Here is a 20,254-nt window from a genome sequence, read left to right on the forward strand (position 1 = left end):
TGGTGCGGTGGGACGGGCGGGTGTGACCAGGGCGGTGTCGGCAGGTGGCGGGAAAGCACCGCGCCGGACGCCGGACCGCCCTATTCCGCACCCAGGGCCTCCACGAGCACCGCCGTGTGGCTCGCCGAGGGGTCCTTGGCGGAGGTGAGGAGCGTGACTGGCCCCTCGGCCGCCCGGGCGCGCAGCTCCGACAGCGCCTCGGCGGCGGCCGGGACGGCGAGCTCCCGCTCGTAACGGCGCCGGAACTCCTCGTACTCCCCCTCAGGGCTGTGGTACCAGCGCCGCAGTTCGTTCGAGGGGGTGAGGGCCTTGGGCCACGCGTCGATGTGCGCGTCGGCCTTGGCGAGGCCGCGCGGCCAGAGGCGGTCGACGAGCACCCGCAGGCCGTCGTCGGGCTCGGGCGCCTCGTAGATCCGGCGGACGCGGACCCGGACCGGGGGCCGTGAGGAGTGGGGCATGGGTTCAGGGTGCCGGACGCCGGGAGGCCTCACACCTCGGGGCGGGACGTCTCACCCTTCGGGGCGGAAGGTCTCACGCCTCGGGGCGGGCGGACGGCGCCACGCCCAGCGCCGGCAGCAGCACCGCGTCGACGAAGGTCCGCATGGTCGCCGCGTCGGCGAAGCGGTCCTCGAAGAGGCGCTCGATGCGGAGCATGCCCAGGAAGCAGGGGGCGACGAAGCCGATCGCCGGGTTGTCCGCGGCGAGTTCGCCGCGCTCGACCGCCCGGCCGAGCATCGTGTCGAGCGCCGCGACCTCCGGTTCGATGACGGTCTCGCGGAGCGCGGCGCGCAGGTCGGGGTGCTGGAGGTACGCCTGGCTGACCGCCTCCATCAGCTCGGCGTCGTGCTCGACGCGGGAGGAGGCGATCCGGGCCGCCTCGCGCAGGTCGCCGACGAGCGAGCCGGTGTCGACGCCGGCGAAGACGACGCAGCGGGTCTTGTCGAGGGCGGCGGTGACGAGCCGGGGCTTGGTGCCCCACTGGCGGTAGAGCGTGGCCTTGCCGCACTTGGTGCGGGCGGCGACGCCCTCCATGGTGACGGAGTCGTAGCCGCCCTCGCGCAGGAGGCAGATGACGGCCTCGTAGAGCTCGGTCTCCCGTTCGGGGGTGAGCTTGCCGCGACGGGCGGCGGCGGTCGCGGCGTGCGTGGACATCGGTTCCTCCCGAAGACCCGGTACCCCAGCGGATGGTTCTCCGCACATCCGAGAGTAGGGGGTGCACAATCGAGACGCAAACGTATCGAGACGCTTGCGTCTCGATGAATTCGGATCTAGAGTTCCTCCGTTTGCTGCCCGAATTGACGGAAAAGGGGGCCACGCCATGGCTGCCGGGATACGCGGGATACGACGCACACGTCCTGCTGGACCGGGGTCGACGGCTACCCCCGTACACGACCCGGGGCCGACGCCCGCAGCGGCGCCCGCGGCGGCGCCCGTACGGCCGCCGCTGGTGCGCGAGCTGCTGCTCGTCACCGCGCTCTTCCTCGTCTACAAGGCCGGCCGGCTCTTCGCGAACGGGCACGAGACCCGGGCCTTCCACAACGCCGACCGCGTGTGGGACCTGGAGCGGGCCGTGCACCTGCCGGGCGAGGGCACGGTCCAGCAGCTGCTGCTGCACGGCGACGGGCTGATACGGGCCGCGAACACCTACTACGCGGCCGTGCACTTCCCGGCCACCCTGGTCTTCCTCGCCTGGCTCTACTGGCGCCGGCCCGCGCACTACCTCTGGTCGCGCCGGGTCCTGGCCGTCCTCACCGCCGCCGCGCTCGCGCTGCATCTGCTGCTGCCGCTCGCGCCGCCCCGGATGCTCGCGATGAGCGGTCTGATCGACACGGCGCGGGTGTACGGGCCCTCCGTCTACGGCGCGTCGCCCGAGACCGACTCGATGGCGAACCAGTTCGCGGCGATGCCGTCGCTGCACTTCGGCTGGGCGCTGATGGTCGCGATCGGCCTGATCGCGGCGACGCGCTCGCGGTGGCGGGTGCTGTGGCTGCTGCACCCGCTGCTCACCCTGCTCGTGATCGTCGGCACCGCCAACCACTACTGGTTCGACGCGCTGGTCGCCGCCGTGCTCCTCGCGCTCGCCCTGCTCGTCGTACCGGCGCCGGTACGGCACGGCCGGCCGCCGCACGACGATGTACGGGCGCTGGGCGACGATGTACGGGCGCCGCGCGCGCCGCGCACCACGCCGGTCACCGCCGCCGCGGCCGCGACCGCGACCGCGGGAGCGCTGCGATGAGCGGCGCCGGCGGGACCGCCGGTACGGTCGTCGCGGTCCTCCTCTCCCTCGTCTCGGCCGCCGGGTACGCCCTCGCCGCCGTCGCCCAGTCCCGGCTCGCCTCGACCTCCGCCGGCGGGCGCGGCGCGCTGCGCCGGCTGCTCGGGCGCCCGCAGTGGTGGTCGGCGGTCGGCCTGAACGCGGCCGGCGCGCTCGCGCATGTCGCCGCCCTGCACTACGGGCCGCTCACCCTCGTACAGCCGCTGGGCGCGCTGACCCTGGTGGCGGCGCTGCCGATCGGCGCGTACGGGGCGCACCGGCGGGTCTCGCGGGTCGAGTGGCGCGGTGCGCTGTGGACCCTCGCGGGCCTGGTCGGGCTCGTGGCGGTGACCGGGCCCGTGGCGCCCGACGAGGCGCTCGACCTGCGCGAGACCCTGATCGTCACGTCGGCGACCCTGCTGCTCATCGCGCTGCTCGCCTCGCGCGGGCGGGGCGGCGCACAGACACGGGGCGGGGGGCAGGGCCGTGAACGCGGCGGTGAACGCGGCCGGGGACTCGGGCACGCGACGGCGTCCGGGGTGGCCTCGGCGGCGGGCTCGGCGCTGACTCAGACACTGACCGTCGCACTGGCCCGCGACCTGCCCGGCGGACCCACCGCCTGGTGGCAGACGGCGCTGCTCGCGCTGCTGATCGCCGCCTTCGCCGCGGGCGGTCTGCTGCTCTCCCAGGCCGCCTACCGCGGCGGCCTCGCGGCCCCGCTCGCCGTCGTCAACCTCTCCAACCCGGCCGCCGCCGCGGTCATCGGCGTCGCCCTCCTCGGCGAGACCTTCCGCGCGGGCCCCTGGGGCTGGGCGGTCGCGGCGGTCGCCTCCCTGGTGGCGGCGCGCGGTGTGGTGCTCCTGACGACGGGCCTGGGTACGGAGGCGACAGGGGACGGCACGGCTGACGGCTCCGTCCCGACGCCTCGCGAGGCCGCGCCGTCGCTCGACGAGGCGGCACGCCTTGTCGTACCGGACACGCTCGCGGGTCAGGAACCGCTGCCGGAGCCGGTGCGGTAGATCTGCCGTTCAGGCCCCCAGGACCGTGGGCGGCCGCCCGGCGATGTCCGGGTGGTCGCACGATCGTCTACGGCACCGAGGGCCGCCCGGCGGAGCTGTGCCTCTGGGGCCGCACCGGCGACTGATCCGGGCCACGGCGACAGGGACCGTATCCAAACGGCATCCAACGGCGCCGCACGTTCACCGTTCGCATGGACCTATTTCGTCATCTTGACGAAAACCCTCCCCCGCCCCTATTGTCACACTGACGACAAGGGGAGGTTCATCATGGCCGACATCACCCGCCGGGCCGGCTGGCGCCACCTGCGCTCCGCGCCCACCGCGCACATCCGGCACCACCGGCGCGGGCGGCTGCTCCACGAGGGCACGGGGCTGAGCTTCTGGTTCCGGTCGCTGTCGGCCGCGCTGTCCGAGGTGCCGGTCGACGACCGCGAGCTGGCGATGGCGTTCCACGCCCGTACCGCCGACTTCCAGGACGTGAGCGTGCAGTCGACCGTCACGTACCGGATCGGCGACCCCGCGGCCGCCGCCACCCGGCTCGACTTCTCGCTCGATCCGGACACCGGTGCCTGGCGCGGCACGCCGCTGGAGCAGATCGGCACGCTGCTCACCGAGACCGCGCAGCAGCACGCGCTCGCCGTGCTCGCCCGGATCCCGCTCGCCGAGGCCCTGGTCGACGGCGTCGGGGCGGTGCGCGAGCGGATCGCCGGCGGGCTCGCCGCCGAGCCGCGGCTGCCCGAGACCGGGATCGAGGTGGTGGCGGTACGGGTCGTGGCGCTGCGCCCCGAGCCCGAGGTCGAGCGCGCCCTGCGCACTCCCGCCCGCGAGCAGATCCAGCAGGAGGCGGACCGGGCGACGTACGAGCGGCGCGCCGTCGCCGTCGAGCGGGAACGCGCCATCGCCGAGAACGAGCTGGCCAGCAAGATCGAGCTGGCCCGGCAGGAGGAGCGGCTCGTCGACCAGCGCGGTATCAACGCGCGCCGCGAGGCCGAGGAGAGCGCCGCGGCCGACGGCGTACGGGCGGAGGCCGAGGCCGCGCGCACGGTGCGGCTCGCGCGGGCCGAGGCGGAGGCGGCCCGGGAGGTCGGCGCGGCGCGCGCCGAGGCGCAGGCCGCCTGGCTGCGGGCGCACGCGGAGGTCGCCCCGGCGACACTCCACGCGCTCGCCGCGACCCGGGCGGCCGAACAGCTGCCCAGGATCCAGAACCTGACGCTCTCGCCGGACGTCGTGACCGGACTCCTCGCCAAGCTCGGCGGCGGCGACAGTGGTGAGAACCGGGGTGGGGGCGCGGGGTCGTGAGCCTGGCACCGCGGGCCGTGCTCGTCCACCGCACCACGGAGTACGAGGAGTTGCTCGCCCGGTACGGCACGCTCGGCCAGGCCGCGTTCCAACTCGCCGCGCGCGGGCGGTCGGTGGACGAGGTGCGCGAGCGCCACGAGCGGAACGCGCGGGCCCTCGCCGAGGTCGCGGCGGCGGTGCCGCTGCGCTGGCGGCAGGCCCGGGTCGAACGGGCCGACCTCGACCGCTTCCTCTTCGGCCCCGAGGACGTGGTCGTGGTGGTCGGGCAGGACGGCCTCGTGGCCAATGTCGCCAAGTACCTGACCGGGCAGCCGGTGGTCGGGATCGACGCCGATCCCGGACGCAATCCTGGCGTCCTGGTCCGCCACCGGCCGGCCCAGGCCCGTCGGCTGCTGCCGTCCGCCGTGGCGGTACGGGCGGCGGCGGAGCTGCTCACCATGGCCGAGGCCGTCACGGACGACGCGCAGCGGCTGCTCGCGCTCAACGAGATCTACATCGGCCCGCCGGGCCACCAGACGGCCCGCTACACCCTGCGCACCCCGTCCGCCCCGCCCGAGGCGCAGGCCTCCTCCGGCGTCCTCATCGGCACGGGCACCGGCGCCACCGGCTGGCTCCGCTCCCTCTGGCAGCAGCGTTCCAGCGCGCTTCCGCTGCCCGCGGCCACGGACGCGCGGCTCGCCTGGACGGTACGGGAGGCCTGGCCGTCGCCGGCCACCGGCACGACGCGGGTGGAAGGACTGCTCGGGGCGGGCGAACAGCTGGGCCTGGTGGTGGAGTCGGACCGGCTGGTCGCGTTCGGGGACGGAATGGAGTCGGACGCGCTGGAACTGACGTGGGGTCAGTCGGTGCGGGTGGGGGTGGCGGAGACGGCACTGCGGCTGGTGGGGTGAGCGGCGGGTCCATCGACGTCGAGGCCGGCGGGACGCGGGGGCCGGAGGGCCGCCGGGAGACGCGGGGGCCGACGGGCCGCCGGGCCGCCGGGCCGCCGGGCCGCCGGGCCGAAGCCTCGAACGTCGGCCGGAAAGCGACCTCACCCGGCTCGGGGCGGCCTCCGGCCGCACTATGCTCGCCGCTCCCGCGCCCTCCGCTCCCCCTCCGCCGTCGAAGGATCCCCCATGACCCTCCACGTCTCCCGAGCCTCCCTCCACGACTGGGCCCTGGTGCGCGACTGGTGCGCCGAGGAGGGCTGGAACCCGGGGGCGGCGGACGCCGGGGCGTTCTTCGCGCAGGATCCGGAGGGGTTCTTCATCGGGCGGGTCGACGGGGAGCCGGTGTCCGCGATCTCGGTCGTCAACTACGACGCCGCGTATTCCTTCCTGGGGTTCTATCTCGTACGGCCGGATCTGCGCGGTCTCGGCCACGGTCTGGCGACCTGGCGCACCGCGCTCGCGCACGCGGGCGAGCGGACGGTGGGGCTCGACGGGGTGCCGGCGCAGCAGGACAACTACCGTCGCTCGGGCTTCGAGACGGCCTATCGCACCGCCCGCTACGTGGGCGAAGTCCCGCTCCCCGAACGGCCGGTGGAGGGCGTGGTGGCGGCCGGGCGGGTGGACCCGGACGAGCTCGCCGCGTACGACAGCGCATGTCATCCGGCCGACCGGCCGCGCTTTCTGACGCCGTGGCTGAGCACGCCGGGCCACCGGGCGCTCGTACGCCTCACGGAGGGGCGGATCAGCGGGTACGGCGTGGTCCGGCCGGCCGAGTCGGAGGCCCGGATCGGCCCGCTGTTCGCGGACACGCCCGCGGACGCGTCCGCCCTGCTCGACGCCCTCGCCGCCGAGGCGCGCGCGTTCGGCTCCCCGCGCATCGCCGTCGACATGCCCGGGGCCAACCCGGCCGCCGCCCCCCTCGCCCTCTCCCGCGGCCTGGAGCCCACCTTCGAGACGGCCCGCATGTACACGGGCCCGATCCGACCGATCGCCCAGGAGCGGGTCTTCGGTGTGACGACCCTCGAACTGGGCTGAACCGGACACGGCGGGCCGGCTGCCGGGCCACTCCGTCACAGGAACGCGTGGCAGAATGCGCGGCCCGGCCGGGCCGCAGCGGGTCGTAGCCGGGACGCACCCGGGCCGTGGCGGAGGCGTACGCGGACGGAGACGCCGATCGCCCCGTCACCCCCCGCGCCTGCCTGCCCCGTACGTCCGTGGTCTACCCCTCCCCCACCCTCCCCCTCGCCCTGACAAGGGTTTTCCCCGTATCGAGTTCACCTCGGCGTTCCCTACTGTCTGCCGCACCGGCAGATCCTTCCCTCACCTCCACCTGTCAGGTGCATGAGGACAGATGGGTGGTGTCCGCCGGGGACGGCCTTGACCCGGGCCGTCGCGCCGGTGGCGGCGCACGGGCCCCCACGCCCAGGGAACGACGGCAGGCGACCCCACTGCGCCCCCGACGTTCCCGCGCCGCCGCCACTGCTCCCTCACGTCGTAATTCCGAAAGGGCCCCACCTTGAACGGTTCCAGGCGGAGAGTCATATCCGTGCTGGTCGCCAGCGCCGCGATCCTCGGTGCCGCTGCCACCACCTCCGGGGCGTTCGCCGCCGTCCCGGCCGCTCCTTCCCCGAAGCCGGCGCCGGCTTCGCAGGCGATGACCGGGCTGCCCAGCGCGCCCGTCGACAAGGTCATCGTCACCTACAAGTCCTCGGCCGCCGAGGCGGGTTCCAACTCCGCCGCCAAGAGCGACGCCGCCGACAAGGCCGCGCGCACCGGCGAGAAGCTCTCCTTCGAGCGCCGCCTGGCCGGCGGCGCCGCGCTCGTCGACCTCGGTGGGGCCGCGAGCAAGCAGGACGTCGCCGAGGTCATGGCCGCGTTCAAGGCGGACCCGCAGGTCGCCTCCGTCGAGCCGGACATCCGCGCGTACCCGATGGCGGTCACGCCGAACGACACCGACTACGCCAAGCAGTGGGACCTCTTCGAGCCCACCGGCGGCATGAACGTCCCCACCGCCTGGGACAAGACGACCGGTTCCGGCGTCACCGTCGCCGTGATCGACACCGGCTACGCCACCCACTCGGACCTGGCCGCCAACGTCATCCCCGGTTACGACTTCATCTCCACCGCCGCCGACGCCCGCGACGGCAACGGCCGCGACGCGGACTCGAGGGACGAGGGCGACTGGAACGCCACCGACGGCGAGTGCGGCACCGGCTCCACCGCCTCGAACTCCTCCTGGCACGGCACCCACGTGGCCGGCACCATCGCCGCGGTCACCAACAACACCAAGGGCATCGCGGGCATCGCGTACAACGCGAAGATCCAGCCCGTGCGCGTGCTCGGCAAGTGCGGCGGTTCGTCCTCCGACATCGCCGACGCCATCACCTGGGCCTCCGGCGGCTCCGTGCCGGGCGTCCCGGCCAACCCGACCCCGGCCAAGGTCATCAACATGAGCCTGGGCGGCGCGAGCTCGACCTGCCCGAGCGTCTACCAGACCGCGATCAACGGCGCCGTCTCGCGCGGCACCACCGTCGTCGTCGCCGCGGGCAACAGCAACGCCAACGCCTCCGGCTTCACCCCCGCGAACTGCACCGGCGTCATCACCGTCGCGTCGACCAACCGCGCGGGCTCCCGGTCGTACTACTCCAACTACGGCAGCATCGTGGACGTGGCCGCTCCCGGCGGCGAGACCCGCAACGCCACCGACACGCCCGGCACCGTCACCACCCCCGAGAACGCGATCTACTCCACGCTGAACTCGGGCCTGACGACCCAGTCCACCGAGACCTACAAGCCCTACCAGGGCACCTCGATGGCGGCCCCGCACATCGCCGGTCTCGCCGCGCTGCTGAAGTCGGCCAAGTCGACCCTGACCCCGGCCGACATCGAGGCCGCGATCAAGAACAACGCCCGCCCGCTCCCCGGCACCTGCACCGGCGGCTGCGGCACGGGCATCGCCGACGCCGCCGCGTCGGTGGCCGCGGTCACCGGCACGACCCCGCCGGCCGGCACCGTCTTCACGAACGCGACCAACGTCACGATCTCGGACAACACCACCGTGTCGTCCTCGATCGCCGTCACCGGCCTGACCGGCAACGCCCCCGCCGCCCTCAAGGTCGACGTGGACATCAAGCACACCTACCGCGGCGACCTGGTCATCGACCTGATCGCCCCGGACGGCACCGTGCGCAACCTGAAGCAGTCCTCCTCGTCCGACAGCGCCGACAACGTCCTCGCGACCTACACGGTGGACGCGTCCAGCGAGGTCGCCAACGGCACCTGGAAGCTGCAGGTGCGCGACGTGTACTCGGGTGACACCGGCTACATCGACTCCTGGAGCCTGACCTTCTGACCGGCCCGGTCCGCCCGTCGGACCGGCCTCGATCCACCCCCCACACACCAGTGTTTTCGCTGGTCAGCGAAGCGCCCGTGGTCTAAACCACGGGCGCTTCCGGCAGTTGGGCGCGAACAGCTCACCGGAGCCGGATGTCCGTATGCCGGACACAGGGCCTGGACTGCTGCGCCACTCTCCGTATTCTCTCTGCGCAACGGGGCTCACGGGGCAGGGGCCCGAGTTCCGGAGGGTGGTGGACACATGACGACAGCGCCGCTCCGGCCTGCGCCCGTGGGCCGGGAGGAACTCCTCTGCCGGCTGGAACGCGTCCTGACGGCCCGCGGCCGCGCGCTGCTCACCGGGCCCGCCGGTGTCGGCAAGACGGAGGTCGCGGCGGCCGCGGCGGCCCGCGCCGAGGCGCGGGGCGAGACCGTGCTCTGGCTCGCCACCCTCCCCGCCGACCGCGACATACCCGGCGCGGCCGCCGCCGCGCTCGTCGCGTCCGTGGCCACCACCGTCACCTGGCCGGGCATGACCCCGCCCGGGTCCGCTTCCGGCGCCGTACACGGGGCCGGGGCCGGAGCCGGACAGGGCGCCGTCTCCGGGGCCGGTGAACCGTTCCCGTACGACGGCGGATCCGGTACGGACACGGGCGCCGCGCCCGCCGACGGCGAGGTCCGTACGCGGGACGCCACGGCCCCGCCGTCCGGCGCCGACGACGGCGCGAGCGGCCACGACCCGCACGCACCGGGCCGGTGCGGGCACGCGCCGGTCGGCGGGATCGGTGTCCTCGCCTCCGGGGTCTTCGACGGCCTGCCCGGGCCGCAGCGGGCCGCCGTCGCCATGCTGTGCCGCGAGGCGCCCGCGCAGGACGGCGGCTGGGACCCCATCGCACTGCGGCTCGGCATCGCCGGGATCCTGCGCGCCCTGACCGTGCGCGGCCCCGCGCTGCTCGTGGTGGACGGGGTGCAGCACATCGACGCGGACAGCGCCGACCTGCTGCGTTTCGCCCTCCATCTGGCGCCGCCCGCGCTCAAGGTGATCGGCGTCGAGACGCCCGAGGCGTACGCGGCGTACGGCACGGACGGCTCAGCCGGCGGCCCCGGAGCGGGCGCCGCGCCCACGGCCACCGACCCGCACGGAACGCGCCTGTGGGTGCCCTCGGAGGCGGACGTGCTGCTCGTGCCGCCGCTGCAGGCCGACGAGATCGCCGAACTGCTCATCCACCACCGGCTGCCGTCCCGGATGGCCGGCCGCATCCACAAGGCGAGCGGCGGCAATCCGCGGCTCGCGCTCGCCGTGGGCCGCTCGCTGGCCGACGCCCGCACCCCGGTGCACCACGCCGAGGCGCTGACGCTGTCCGGCCGGGCCCGGGACCTGGCCCGGCAGCTGCTCGGTGCCGCGCCGCCCGAGGTGCGCGCGACGCTGCTGCTCGCCGCGCTCTCGCTGCGCCCGCACGCGGCGCTGGTGCGCCGGGCCGGGCGCCCGGACGCGGAGGCCGATCTGGCGGCGGCCGAGCGGGCCGGTCTGGTGTCGCTCTCGGAGGACGGCACGGTCGCCTTCACCGCCGGGCTGCTCCCGTCCACCCTGGTGCACGACGCGAGCTGGGCCGAACGCAGCGCGGGGCACGCCGCGTTGGCGCGGGTCGTGGACGACCCGGTGGAGGCGGTCCGGCACCGGGCGCTGGCCACCGACGCGCCCGACGAGGAGCTCGCCGCCGAGGTCGCCGAGGCGGCGGACCTCGCCCGGCGGCGCGGCAACAACACGCTGGCCGCCGAACTCGCCCTGCTCGCCGCCGAGTCGACGCCGGGCCGGCACGGGCAGCAGCGGATCTCCCGTCTGGTGGACGCCGCCGAGGAGGCCGCCCGGGCGGCCCGCGCCGACCTCGCGATGCGCGCCGCGACCGACCTGCTCGCCCGGGACGCGGCGCCCGCGGACCGGGTACGGGCCCGGCTCGCCGTCCTCGACACCGCGGGCCAGGGCCTCACCGGCCTCGACGAGATGTACGTGCACGCCATGGAGGACTCCGAGGACGACACCGCGCTGCGCGCCGCCGTACAGCTGCGCCTGGCCATCAAGTACGTCCTCGCGGACGGCGATCCGCTGCGTTCCCGGGCGGCCGCCGTGGAGTCCGCGGCACTCGCCGCGTCGATGGGCGACCCGCGGACGGCGGCCCAGGCCCTGACCGTACAGGCGCGGATGGAACGGGCGCTCGGCGTGCCGGACGCGGAGGCGGTCCTGGCCCAGGCGCGGGCTCTGGAGACGGCCGAGCGGCCGGCCGGAATCCGTAACACCGCCCAGATACTGACGATCCGTCACGCCCTGTACGACGGGCGTCTGTCGGACGCGCGGGCGCATCTGGGCGCGCTCCTTCCGCTCGTCCAGCGGCGGGGCTCGGTGGAGGACTCGATCGAGCTGCTCAGCACGCTCGCGGAGATCGAGTCGCGGATCGGGCCGTGCGCGTCGGCGCTCGCGCACGCCGGGCAGTCGCTCGCCCTCACCCTGGAGGCGGGCCTCTCACCGGGGCCGGCCTGGTGCTCCCTCGCGCTCGCCGAGACCGCGGGCGGCAGCTTCGCGCGGGCGGCCAGCTACGCGCGGCGCAGTGTGCAGGCCTCGGAGGAGGAGGGCGACCGGGTCTTCCTGTCCCGGAGTCTGTACGCGCTCGGCCGGGTGCAGCTGATCAACGGGGACGTGAGCGCGGCCCTGGAGACGCTGCGCCGGGTGGAGGCGAACGAGCGGGCGCAGTCGACGGTGGATCCGTCGATGCTGCGCTGGCACGAGGAGCTGGCGGAGGCCCTGCTCGCGCACGACGCGGTGGACGAGGCGACGGCGCTGCTCGCCGAGGTGCGGCCGGTGGCCGAGCGGCTCGGCCGGTCCACGGTGCTGCTCGGCTTCGACCGGGCGTACGCGCTGTGCCTGGCGGCGGAGGGCCGGACGGACTCGGCGGCGGAGCTGCTCGCGGGCACGGCGGCCCGGTTCGGCGAGGCGGACCTGCCGATCGAGCGGGGCCGGGCGCTGATCGCCCTTGCCCGGGTGGAGCGCCGGCGTCGGCGCCGTTCGGCGGCGCAGGCGGCGCTGCAGGCCGCGGCGGCGGTGTTCGAGCGGGTGGGCGCGGCGCCGTGGCTGGCGCTTGCCGGCGAGACCCCGGCCGGGCCGGCGGGCGAGGGGCCGGTGGGCGAGGACGCGCTGCCGGGTCTGTCCTCGCTGACGGAGGCGGAGCTGCGGCTGGCCCGCCTGGTGGGCTCGGGGGCCAGCAACCAGGAGGCGGCGGCGAAGCTGTATCTGAGCGTGAAGACCGTGGAGGCGCGGCTGACCCGGATCTACCAGAAGCTGGACGTCCGCTCGCGCGCCCAGCTCGCGACGGCGCTGCGGCCGTAGGCCCGGTCCCCGGCCGCAGGCCCAGGGCCTGGGCCTGGGCCTGGGCCCGGCCCTGACTGCTCAGACCGTGAAGGGGCGCTGGCCGAGGAAGGCCGGCTCGGGGGCTCCCGTCGTGTAGAGGTTGGGGCTCTGGGTGGGCGGCAGTCTGCGCTGGATCGCCCGGTGGAAGGCCGGGTAGTCGCCGCGGAAGACGCCGTCGTCCCACACCTCCAGGAGCGCCCCGGTGAAGGCGCCGTTGACCGGGCCGTCGGCGGCCGTCTGGTTGTCCTGGCAGGCGGAGATCAGGATCACCGGCGGGCCCTGGCCGTCGCCGGTGACCGCGGCGGCCTTGGCGAGGTCGCGCTGGAGGTCGTCGTAGAAGGCGCGGTCGCGTTCGTAGAGCTCGATCTGCCGCGGTTCGGGCAGATAGCGGCCGGTGGCGGCCTCGGCTGTGCCGGGGAGTTCGACGCTGCTGCCGCTGTGGCAGCAGTCGAAGAAGGTGACGATCCGTACGCCGTGGTCGAAGCGCCGGAACTCCTGCTGGACCTCGTCGTCCAGGAACTGGCGGTCGTAGAGCACCAGGGTCTCGTCGCGCCGGTCCGGCTCGTCGTCGGGTCCGGTGACGTCGGGGACCTGGCCGCCGTGGCCCGAGTAGGTGAAGAGCAGGATGTCGCCGGCGGCGAGCCGTTCGGCCGCCGCGCGCAGGGCGCCGGTGACCCCGTCGACGGTGCCCTCGCGGGTGAGCAGGACGGTGTCCGCGAATCCGGCGGCTCTGGCCAGACGAGCCATGTCGCGGGCGTCGTTCTCGCAGGCCAGAAGGGTGCCGTCCCAGCCGCCGTAGCGGTCGGGGTCGACCTGGTTGAGTCCGACGTGCAGGGAGAGTCCGGTGGGCATGGGGTGCCTCCTGAAAGCCTGGGACGGCTGGGGAAAGCCTGGGAAGAGCCATGGGAGGAGCGGGGCGCCGGGGGCGTCTGTTCGAGTGGCCGGCGGGTGCGGTGCCGTGGGCGGCCCTCGTCCGCGCGGTACTTACATCGTATGAACCCCAGCGATTCCCGGCACGACCAGCCGGACCGGAACGAACGTCACGAGCGGAGCGACGAGGCAGGTCGGGCCGCCCCGCAGGATCTGCTCGCCGACCGCACCGGCTACGACGAGACCTTCCTCGGCCCCGCGGTGCCGCTCGCGCTGCCCGCCCGCGCCTCGGTGGAGACGGTGATCCTGCCGTACACCCACTTCACCGTGGTGTTCCGGCCCGACCGGCGGCTCGCCGCGTCCACCGCCGTCTGCATCGAGGGCGGCGAGCTGCTCGACGACGTGGAGCGCGACGACGTCTGGCTGTACGACCCGCGGCTTCCGCGCGAGCAGCAGGCCGGTGAGGCCGTGTACAAGAACAACAGCCTGGACCGCGGGCATCTGGTGCGCCGGCTCGACCCGGTGTGGGGCGCGGCGGCGGTGGCGGGGCGGGCGAACACGGACACCTTCCACTTCACCAACGCGGCGCCGCAGGCGGATGTGTTCAACCAGGGCAAGCAGCTGTGGCAGGGCCTGGAGAACTATCTCCTGGACCACGCGGCGGCGTTCGACCGCAAGCTGGTGGTGCTGACCGGGCCGGTGCTCCAGGAGTCCGATCCGCCGTACCGGGGCATCCAGGTGCCGCTGCGCTTCTGGAAGGTCGCGGCGTTCATGCAGGACGGGGCGCTCGCGTCGACCGGGTACGTGCTCGACCAGAGCCCTGACCTGAGCCGGGACGCGGACCGGGCGTTCGCCGGGGCGACCCCGGGCGCGCCGCCGCCGCTCGGGCCGTTCCGCACGTACCAGGTGCCCGTGTCGGACGTCGCGGAGATCACGGAGCTGGAGCTGGGGCCGCTGCCGGACGTGGACCTGATGCCGCCGTCGCGGGGGCCGGAGGACCGCTGGCGGCGTCTGGAATCGTACGAGGACATCGCGATGATGGACTGAGTACGGCTCCGGCGTACGCGGCCGGGCCGGGACGGGCGGCCGGGACGGGCCAGGGTGCGCGGCCGGGCCGGGCCGCTGGGCGGGGGCGGGCAGCGATTGCGGGGGCCCGCGCCCGGCGGGACGATGACAGCACAGCCAGCACGCGTCCCCCACACGGCGCAGGGATGCCCGGGCAGGTGCGTCATGCCGCTCACCGAGACGGAATGGGGCCTCGTCACCAGCTGGGTGCGGGACCATCTCCTCGACGATCCGGATCCCCGGACCAGGCTGCTCCACACCTCGTTGACCACGGATTTCGTGACGGGCCTGCCGCTCACCCCGGACCGCGACGCCAACGCGCGCCTGATCGTCGGCGCGGCCCGGCGCGATGTCGTCCACCAGCGGCGGCTCCTCGACGCGCTCGCCCGGCTCGACGCCCTGGACCGCCTCGACGCCGCCGACGCGGTCGGCCGGGGCATGGAGGTACGGGCGCTGCTCGGGCGGCTGCGCGAGGACGAGGGGGCCGCCCGGGACTCGGCGTCCGACCCCTACGAGGCGGTGGTGCTGCGGCACGGCACGGAGGTCTTCGTCGGGCGTACGGAGCTGCGCGAGACGCTGCGCCGCTTCGTGGCGGACCCCGAGCAGACGGTCCTGGTGGTGGACGGCGAGCCGGACAGCGGCCGCTCGTACACCTACCGGCTGATCCGGCACCTCGGGCAGCACTGCGGGTTCCGTCCGGTACGGGTGACACTGTCGCGGACGTCGACGGCGGAGCGGCTCGTGGCCCGGCTCTGGGAGTTCGTCGCGGGCCCCGAGGCGGACGGATTCCCGTTGAATCCGACACGGTTGAACGATCCACTGCCCTCGATCGACGACGCGGTGCACCGGATCGTGAGCCGGGCGACGGCGGCCGACGACCGCTTCTGGCTGGTGCTCGACGAGTGCGACGCGCTCGATCCGAACTCGGACGTCTACGACTGCGTCGGCAAGCTCGCGCTCGCGATCTACGAGCACACGCCGGTGCGGAAGGAGACGGTGCCGCGTCTGGTGCTGCTCGGTTACTCGACGACCGTTCACCAACTCCCGTACGACATCAGGAACAACGAATGCCACGACACGGCGGTGGCGGCCGGTCCGGACGAACTGCGCGACTTCTTCGGGCGGTTCCTGCGCGAGGCCTCGAGGGATCCGGCTTCCGGTCCACCGGCGCCCGGGCTGGTGGAGAGCGCGGTCACCGAGGTGCTTGAGGCCGTCGACTCGGCGGATCCCGGGGACAGTTACATGCGGCGGCTGTGCACGGCGGTCGAGGACGCGGTACGCATCCGGCTCGCCCTCACGCCCGGTGAGGACTTCGCCGTACGACTCAGGTCCGGGCTGCACTCCGCCGCCGCGCCCGCGGTCACCGCGCTGCCCGAACTGCGGCGCGCCTACCGCGAGGCGGCCTGCCTGCTCGACTCCTTCGACCCCGCGGAACTGCGGCTCCCGGGCGAGCGCCGGGCCAGCGGCCGCGCCGTCCTCGAACTCGTCGACGACTGCACGGCCCTGGCCACCCCACAACGCTCCGTCCGCTGGGTCCTCACCCCGGAAGTGCGCACCGCGACCCTGCGCGGCTTCGCCGGCCCGGAGGCCGCCCGCCGCGCCCTGGCGGCGAACGCCGCCGAGTCCGCGGCGGCCCCTGGCGTCGCCCAAGCGGCCCTGGCCCTCCTCTCGGGCGCACCGCCGGAGGCGGTGGCCGGCGAGGCGTGGGACGAGGGCGGGACGGGCGAGCCGGGCCGTCCCGGCGGGCCGGCCGCGTCGGCCGGACCGGACACAGCGGTCACGCCGGGCGAGCCGGCCACGCCGGGCGGCCCCGGCGCCCCCGGCGGGCGGCCCACGGCCCGCACGGCCTCCCACGCGCTCGCGCAGGCCGCCGTGCCGCCCGAGGCCGAGGTCGAGCGGCTGGCCGATCTGCTCCAGGCGGTGCTGTGGCTGGGCCAGGTTCCCGGAACGGCCGGGATGCTGCCGGAGGTCGAGGAAGTGCAGCGGCGCCTGGAGCGGGCACGGCTGCTCCAGCCGCTGCGGCTCCTGGTACGGGACACCTTCCACGGGCGTACCCGTGAACTCGACGCGCTGCGCGCGTACTTGGCGCTGCCGACCGAACCGGCCGAACCGCCCGTCCTGCTCCACGGCATCGGCGGCATCGGCAAGAGCACGCTGCTCGCCCGCTTCCTCCTCGACAGTCTGCGGGAGGCCGCGCCGGACGGATTCCCGTTCGCCTCCATCGACTTCGAGCGCCCGACCCTCTCCATCCACGAACCGGCCACCGTCATCGCCGAGTCGGCGCGGCAGCTCGGCATCCAGTACCCGGAGCACCGGGAGGCCTTCGACTCGCTCGCCGACCGCTGCGGGCGGACCGCGAGCGTCCAGCGCGGCGAGCGCACCGAGCTCGACGAGCTGTCGCGGCTCTCCGCGACCCGCGCCACCTACGGCCGGGACTACTCGGCCGGTTTCCACGCCCGGGCCAGCGCCCGCGAGCAGGACCTGGCGCGTGAGCTCGCGAACCTGGTGGCGAAGGCGGTCGCCACCCCACCCGGGGTCATGCAGCCGCCGCTGGTGATCGCGGTCGACTCGTTCGAGGAGGCGCAGTACCGCGGTTCGCCGCTGATGTCCCGGATGTGGGCGGTGTGGACGGCGCTGCGCGCGGCGTATCCGCGGCTGCGGTTCGTGGTCGCCGGGCGGGCCCCGATCGACCACCCGGCCCGGGTCATCGTGCCGCGCGACATGGAGCTGACCGAGCTCGACGAACAGGCCTCCGTCGACCTGCTGATGTCCTCGGGCATCGCCGACGAGGCGGTGGCGCGCGCGTTGTACGCGCGGGTCGGCGGCCATCCGCTGAGTCTGCGGCTCGCGGCGGAGACCGCGCGCTCGCTCGGCGCGGACAGCGGGGCGGCGGCCGAGCTGCTCGGCGGCCTGACGGCGCGCCGGCGGCTGCACACCGGGGTGGACCAGATGCTGATCCAGGGCACGCTGTACGACCGGCTGCTCAAGCACATCGCCGACGCGGACGTACGGGCGCTGGTGCAGGCGGGACTCGCGCTGCGGGTCATCACGCCGGAGCTGCTGCGGGAGGTGCTCGCGGAGCCCGCCGGGGTCGCGGTGCCGTCCACCGCCGAGGCGGGCCGGCTGTTCGGGCTGCTGACCTCCCGCGTTGATCTGATGGAGTCGGCGGGGCCGCGGACGATCCGGCACCGGCCGGATCTGCGCTCGATCATGCTGCGTCTCTCGGACGGCGCCCGCACCGATCTGATGCGCGCCGTGGACACCCGGGCGGTCGCCTACTACGCGGCCCGCGACACGGTGCGCGACCGGGCCGAGGAGATCTACCACCGGCTGCGGCTCGGCGAGAACCCCCGTACGGTGGAGGCGCGTTGGCAGTCCGGGGTGGAGCACCACCTGGCGGGCGCGGACCAGGACATGGCGCCGCGGTCGGCGGCCTTCCTGCTCGGCCGGATCGGCGGGCACGTGCCGGACCAGATCATGGCCGAGGCGGAGCAGGAGGACTGGGAGCGGATCGCCGCGCGCGAGGTCGAGGACCTGCTGACCCAGGGGTACGTGGAGGCCGCGGCGCGACGGCTCGCCGAGCGGCAGCCGTGGACGCCGTGCAGCCGGCTGCACGCCCTGCTCGTGGAGACCCTGGCCCGGTCCGGGCGGACGGCGGACGCCCGGGAGACGGCCGAGCGGGCGCTGGACCGGGCGGAGGAGGCGGGCTGCGCGGAGACCCGGCTCGAGCTGCTCCAGCTGTCCGCGCGGCTCGCGCAGGACGCGGGTGACTTCGCCGATGCGGACCGCGACCTCCAGGAGGCGGAGGGCGTGGCGGGCGGTCTGGGCCTACCGTACGAGTCGATCGGGGTCCTGGTGGCCCGCTCGCGGCTCGCCGAGGCCGCGAACGCGGACTCCGGCGACACGGACGCGCGGCTCGCCCGGCGGCTGCGCGGGCTGCCCGACGAGGACCTGGCCCGGCAGCCGGCGCTCGCCCGGGCGGCGGCCGTCTCGGCCTGCCGGGTCGACCCGCCGGCCCTGGCCCGCACCCTGCGGCTCGTGGGCCTTCCGGAGGACGACGAGGCGGTGGTGGGGGCGCTCGCCCACTGGTTCGACGCGGCGATGGCGGACGAACCACAGCTCCGCGAGCCCCTGGCCCGGATCCTGGACTCGGCGGCGACGGGCGCGCGGGGGCCGGCACTCGGCGGTCCGGGCCCGGCCGGTCCCGGTACCGGCGGGCCCGGATACGGCGGTCCCGAGCCTGGTGGACCAGGACGGGGCGGGACTGGGCCTGAAGAAGCCGGGCCTGACGTGGCCGGGCCAGGCGTGGCCGGATACGCCGGGGCCGAACCGGGTGGACCGGGGCTGGAGGGCCCAGGACCGGAAGGGCCAGGACCGGAGTGGTCGGGAGACGGCCGGCCCGAGCCCGGCAGGCCAGGACCGGAGGGCCCAGGACCTGAGAGGCCAGGACCAGGCGGGCCCGAACCGGGCACGCCAGGACTGGAGGGCCCAGGACCGGAGTGGTCGGGAGACGGCCGGCCCGAGCCCGGCAGGCCAGGACCGGAAGGTCCAGGACCTGAGAGGCCAGGACCAGAGGGGCCCGGACCCGGCTGGCCCGGACCAGGCGCCCCCGGGCCGAGCCGGCCCGGGCCGGCCGGCCCCGAGCCCGGCGGTCCCGCATACGGCGCCGCCGCCATGCCCCCCGACCAGGTCGAGGCCGCACTGCGCGAAGCGCGGGCGCACGGGACGCTGGACAGTCTCGCCTGGCGGGCGCTGACGCTCAGCGATCGGAGTGGCGATCTGCTGCTCGGGGTGGCCGCCGCCGTGGACGCGGGATCCGGGCTGCGGGACCGGGGCGGCGGGCCCGGGTACGGGCCGGTGCCGGGCGGTACGGAGCTGGTGGGGCGCACCCCGCCGCCGGACCAGGCCGAGGCGGCGTGGCGGGAGGAGCCGTATCTGAGCGCCGACGAACTGCTCGGGGTGGAGAACACGGCGATGGAGTCGGGGCTCGCCGACCGGGCGCTGCGCGGGCGCCTCTTCGCGGGGATCAAGGACCACTTCTGGATGGCGCTGCTTCCGCAGCCCACCCCCTTCCAGCAGATCCAGTCCGACCTGCGGACGATGAACCGGGTCGAGCGTCTGCTGGAGGGCGAGGTGCCGCTGGAGCTGTGGCTGCGCAACGCGATCGGCCTGGCCGCCGATCCCGGCGCGGTCGCCGTGTTCCAGCGGGCCCTGGACCATGTGGTGCGGGACGCGGGCGGCGAGCCCGAACTCCCGGCGGAGTTCCTGTCGGTGGACTTCGAGGAGGAGATCGTCGTCCGCGACGACATGGTGCCCTTCGAGTTCCTGCAGGAGGGCTTCGTGGCCGGCGCGGCGGTCGCCCGGGTGACGGTCCCGCCGTACGAGTCGGGCCGGCCGCTGCACCCCGCGTACCCGCACGTCGGCACCGGCTGGCTGATCGCGCCCGGGCTGCTCGTCACCAACCACCATGTGGTGAACGCCCGCAACGGCATCGGCGGCGGCCGCAAGCAGGCCGCCGATGAGGACCTCCAGCTCCAGGTGCGCAACTCCCGCTCGCGCTTCGACTACGGCGCCGACCAGGCCGAGACCGAGGAGGCGACGGCCGTCGAGCTGGTCGCCTGGGACCCGAAACTCGACTACGCCGTCCTGCGTCTGACGGTGGCTCAGCCGGAGCGGCAGGTGCTCCGGGTGGCGACGGAGCCCTTCGAGAACCGGGCGGGCGACGCCCAGGCGGTCAACATCATCCAGCACCCCAAGGGCCTGCCGAAGACGGTCGCGCTGCGCAACAACCTGGTCTACCAGGCGAACGAGGACAGCCTCGCCTACTTCACCGACACCCAGGGCGGCTCCTCCGGCTCCCCCGTGTTCACCGACCGCTGGACGGTGGTGGCGCTGCACCGCGGGGCGCGCCGGGTCACCGACGTCGAGTACCAGGGCCGTACCACGGCGGTGGTGAACGTCGGCACCCACATGAGCCGGATCCTGGCCCATCTGCGGGAGCACCGTCCGGAGTTGTACGAGGAGATCATGGCGGCGCAGGCGGCGCTGCCGGTGGAGGAGTGAGCCGCGCGAGCGGGGCGAGGGC

Annotated in this window: 12 protein-coding genes; 9 read left to right on the plus strand and 3 right to left on the minus strand. The window is 75.0% G+C overall.

Annotation, left to right across the window (positions count from 1 at the left end):
- Positions 1 to 80: 80 nt before the first annotated feature.
- Positions 81 to 458 carry a DUF488 family protein gene (locus AB0C73_RS07000; protein ID WP_362525523.1) on the minus strand — a complete coding sequence of 126 codons (378 nt, stop codon included), beginning with the start codon at positions 456 to 458 and terminating at the stop codon, positions 81 to 83.
- A gap of 73 nt (positions 459 to 531) precedes the next feature.
- Positions 532 to 1,152, minus strand: coding sequence for a TetR/AcrR family transcriptional regulator C-terminal ligand-binding domain-containing protein (locus AB0C73_RS07005; protein WP_362525526.1), 621 nt, complete (start codon positions 1,150 to 1,152; stop codon positions 532 to 534).
- Positions 1,153 to 1,444: 292 nt separating this feature from the next.
- Here AB0C73_RS07005 and AB0C73_RS07010 point away from each other — a divergent pair, with 292 nt between their 5' ends.
- The 7 genes from AB0C73_RS07010 (at position 1,445) to AB0C73_RS07040 (ending at position 12,213) form a co-directional block, all read left to right on the plus strand.
- Complete coding sequence (locus AB0C73_RS07010) at positions 1,445 to 2,236, plus strand: phosphatase PAP2 family protein (protein ID WP_362525615.1); 792 nt, start codon at positions 1,445 to 1,447, stop codon at positions 2,234 to 2,236.
- Entirely contained in the window at positions 2,233 to 3,273 is a 1,041-nt protein-coding gene (locus tag AB0C73_RS07015; protein ID WP_362525529.1) for a DMT family transporter, read from the plus strand. Before AB0C73_RS07010 ends, AB0C73_RS07015 begins: the two co-directional genes overlap by 4 nt.
- A 267-nt stretch (positions 3,274 to 3,540) precedes the next feature.
- On the plus strand, positions 3,541 to 4,572 hold the full coding sequence (locus AB0C73_RS07020; protein ID WP_362525532.1) for an SPFH domain-containing protein: 1,032 nt from the start codon (positions 3,541 to 3,543) through the stop codon (positions 4,570 to 4,572).
- The gene (locus AB0C73_RS07025; RefSeq protein WP_362525534.1) at positions 4,569 to 5,462 is read left to right on the plus strand and encodes a hypothetical protein; all 894 of its coding nucleotides are present in this window, start codon (positions 4,569 to 4,571) and stop codon (positions 5,460 to 5,462) included. Before AB0C73_RS07020 ends, AB0C73_RS07025 begins: the two co-directional genes overlap by 4 nt.
- A gap of 225 nt (positions 5,463 to 5,687) precedes the next feature.
- Positions 5,688 to 6,536: a GNAT family N-acetyltransferase gene (locus tag AB0C73_RS07030; RefSeq protein WP_362525536.1), complete on the plus strand. Its 849-nt coding sequence runs from the start codon at positions 5,688 to 5,690 to the stop codon at positions 6,534 to 6,536.
- Between the two features lie 619 nt (positions 6,537 to 7,155).
- Entirely contained in the window at positions 7,156 to 8,853 is a 1,698-nt protein-coding gene (locus AB0C73_RS07035) for a S8 family serine peptidase (RefSeq protein ID WP_362525618.1), read from the plus strand.
- Positions 8,854 to 9,096: 243 nt separating this feature from the next.
- On the plus strand, positions 9,097 to 12,213 hold the full coding sequence (locus AB0C73_RS07040) for a LuxR C-terminal-related transcriptional regulator (RefSeq protein WP_362525539.1): 3,117 nt from the start codon (positions 9,097 to 9,099) through the stop codon (positions 12,211 to 12,213).
- Positions 12,214 to 12,273: 60 nt separating this feature from the next.
- Here the strand turns inward: AB0C73_RS07040 and AB0C73_RS07045 are convergent, their stop codons facing one another.
- The gene (locus AB0C73_RS07045) at positions 12,274 to 13,086 is read right to left on the minus strand and encodes a caspase family protein (protein ID WP_362525540.1); all 813 of its coding nucleotides are present in this window, start codon (positions 13,084 to 13,086) and stop codon (positions 12,274 to 12,276) included.
- A 141-nt stretch (positions 13,087 to 13,227) separates the two neighbouring features.
- On the opposite strand from AB0C73_RS07045, the gene AB0C73_RS07050 reads away from it, so the two are divergent.
- Together AB0C73_RS07050 and AB0C73_RS07055 are read left to right on the plus strand one after the other, a co-directional pair.
- A complete protein-coding gene (locus AB0C73_RS07050; protein WP_362525543.1) occupies positions 13,228 to 14,151 on the plus strand; it encodes a DNA/RNA non-specific endonuclease in 924 nt (307 codons plus the stop codon).
- A 183-nt stretch (positions 14,152 to 14,334) separates the two neighbouring features.
- On the plus strand, positions 14,335 to 20,232 hold the full coding sequence (locus AB0C73_RS07055) for a trypsin-like peptidase domain-containing protein (RefSeq protein WP_362525545.1): 5,898 nt from the start codon (positions 14,335 to 14,337) through the stop codon (positions 20,230 to 20,232).
- The last annotated feature ends 22 nt before the right edge of the window (positions 20,233 to 20,254 follow it).

Source organism: Streptomyces sp. NPDC048623 (assembly GCF_040650755.1).
Taxonomy (GTDB): Bacteria; Actinomycetota; Actinomycetes; order Streptomycetales; family Streptomycetaceae; genus Streptomyces.

Bases quoted from the DNA above. Each gene is read 5' to 3' on its own strand.
- AB0C73_RS07000 (WP_362525523.1), bottom strand. From the start codon at position 458: ATGCCCCACTCCTCACGGCCCCCGGTCCGGGTCCGCGTCCGCCGGATC.
- AB0C73_RS07005 (WP_362525526.1), bottom strand. From the start codon at position 1,152: ATGTCCACGCACGCCGCGACCGCCGCCGCCCGTCGCGGCAAGCTCACC.
- AB0C73_RS07015 (WP_362525529.1), top strand. From the start codon at position 2,233: ATGAGCGGCGCCGGCGGGACCGCCGGTACGGTCGTCGCGGTCCTCCTC.
- AB0C73_RS07020 (WP_362525532.1), top strand. From the start codon at position 3,541: ATGGCCGACATCACCCGCCGGGCCGGCTGGCGCCACCTGCGCTCCGCG.
- AB0C73_RS07030 (WP_362525536.1), top strand. From the start codon at position 5,688: ATGACCCTCCACGTCTCCCGAGCCTCCCTCCACGACTGGGCCCTGGTG.
- AB0C73_RS07035 (WP_362525618.1), top strand. From the start codon at position 7,156: ATGACCGGGCTGCCCAGCGCGCCCGTCGACAAGGTCATCGTCACCTAC.
- AB0C73_RS07040 (WP_362525539.1), top strand. From the start codon at position 9,097: ATGACGACAGCGCCGCTCCGGCCTGCGCCCGTGGGCCGGGAGGAACTC.
- AB0C73_RS07045 (WP_362525540.1), bottom strand. From the start codon at position 13,086: ATGCCCACCGGACTCTCCCTGCACGTCGGACTCAACCAGGTCGACCCC.
- AB0C73_RS07050 (WP_362525543.1), top strand. From the start codon at position 13,228: ATGAACCCCAGCGATTCCCGGCACGACCAGCCGGACCGGAACGAACGT.
- AB0C73_RS07055 (WP_362525545.1), top strand. From the start codon at position 14,335: ATGCCGCTCACCGAGACGGAATGGGGCCTCGTCACCAGCTGGGTGCGG.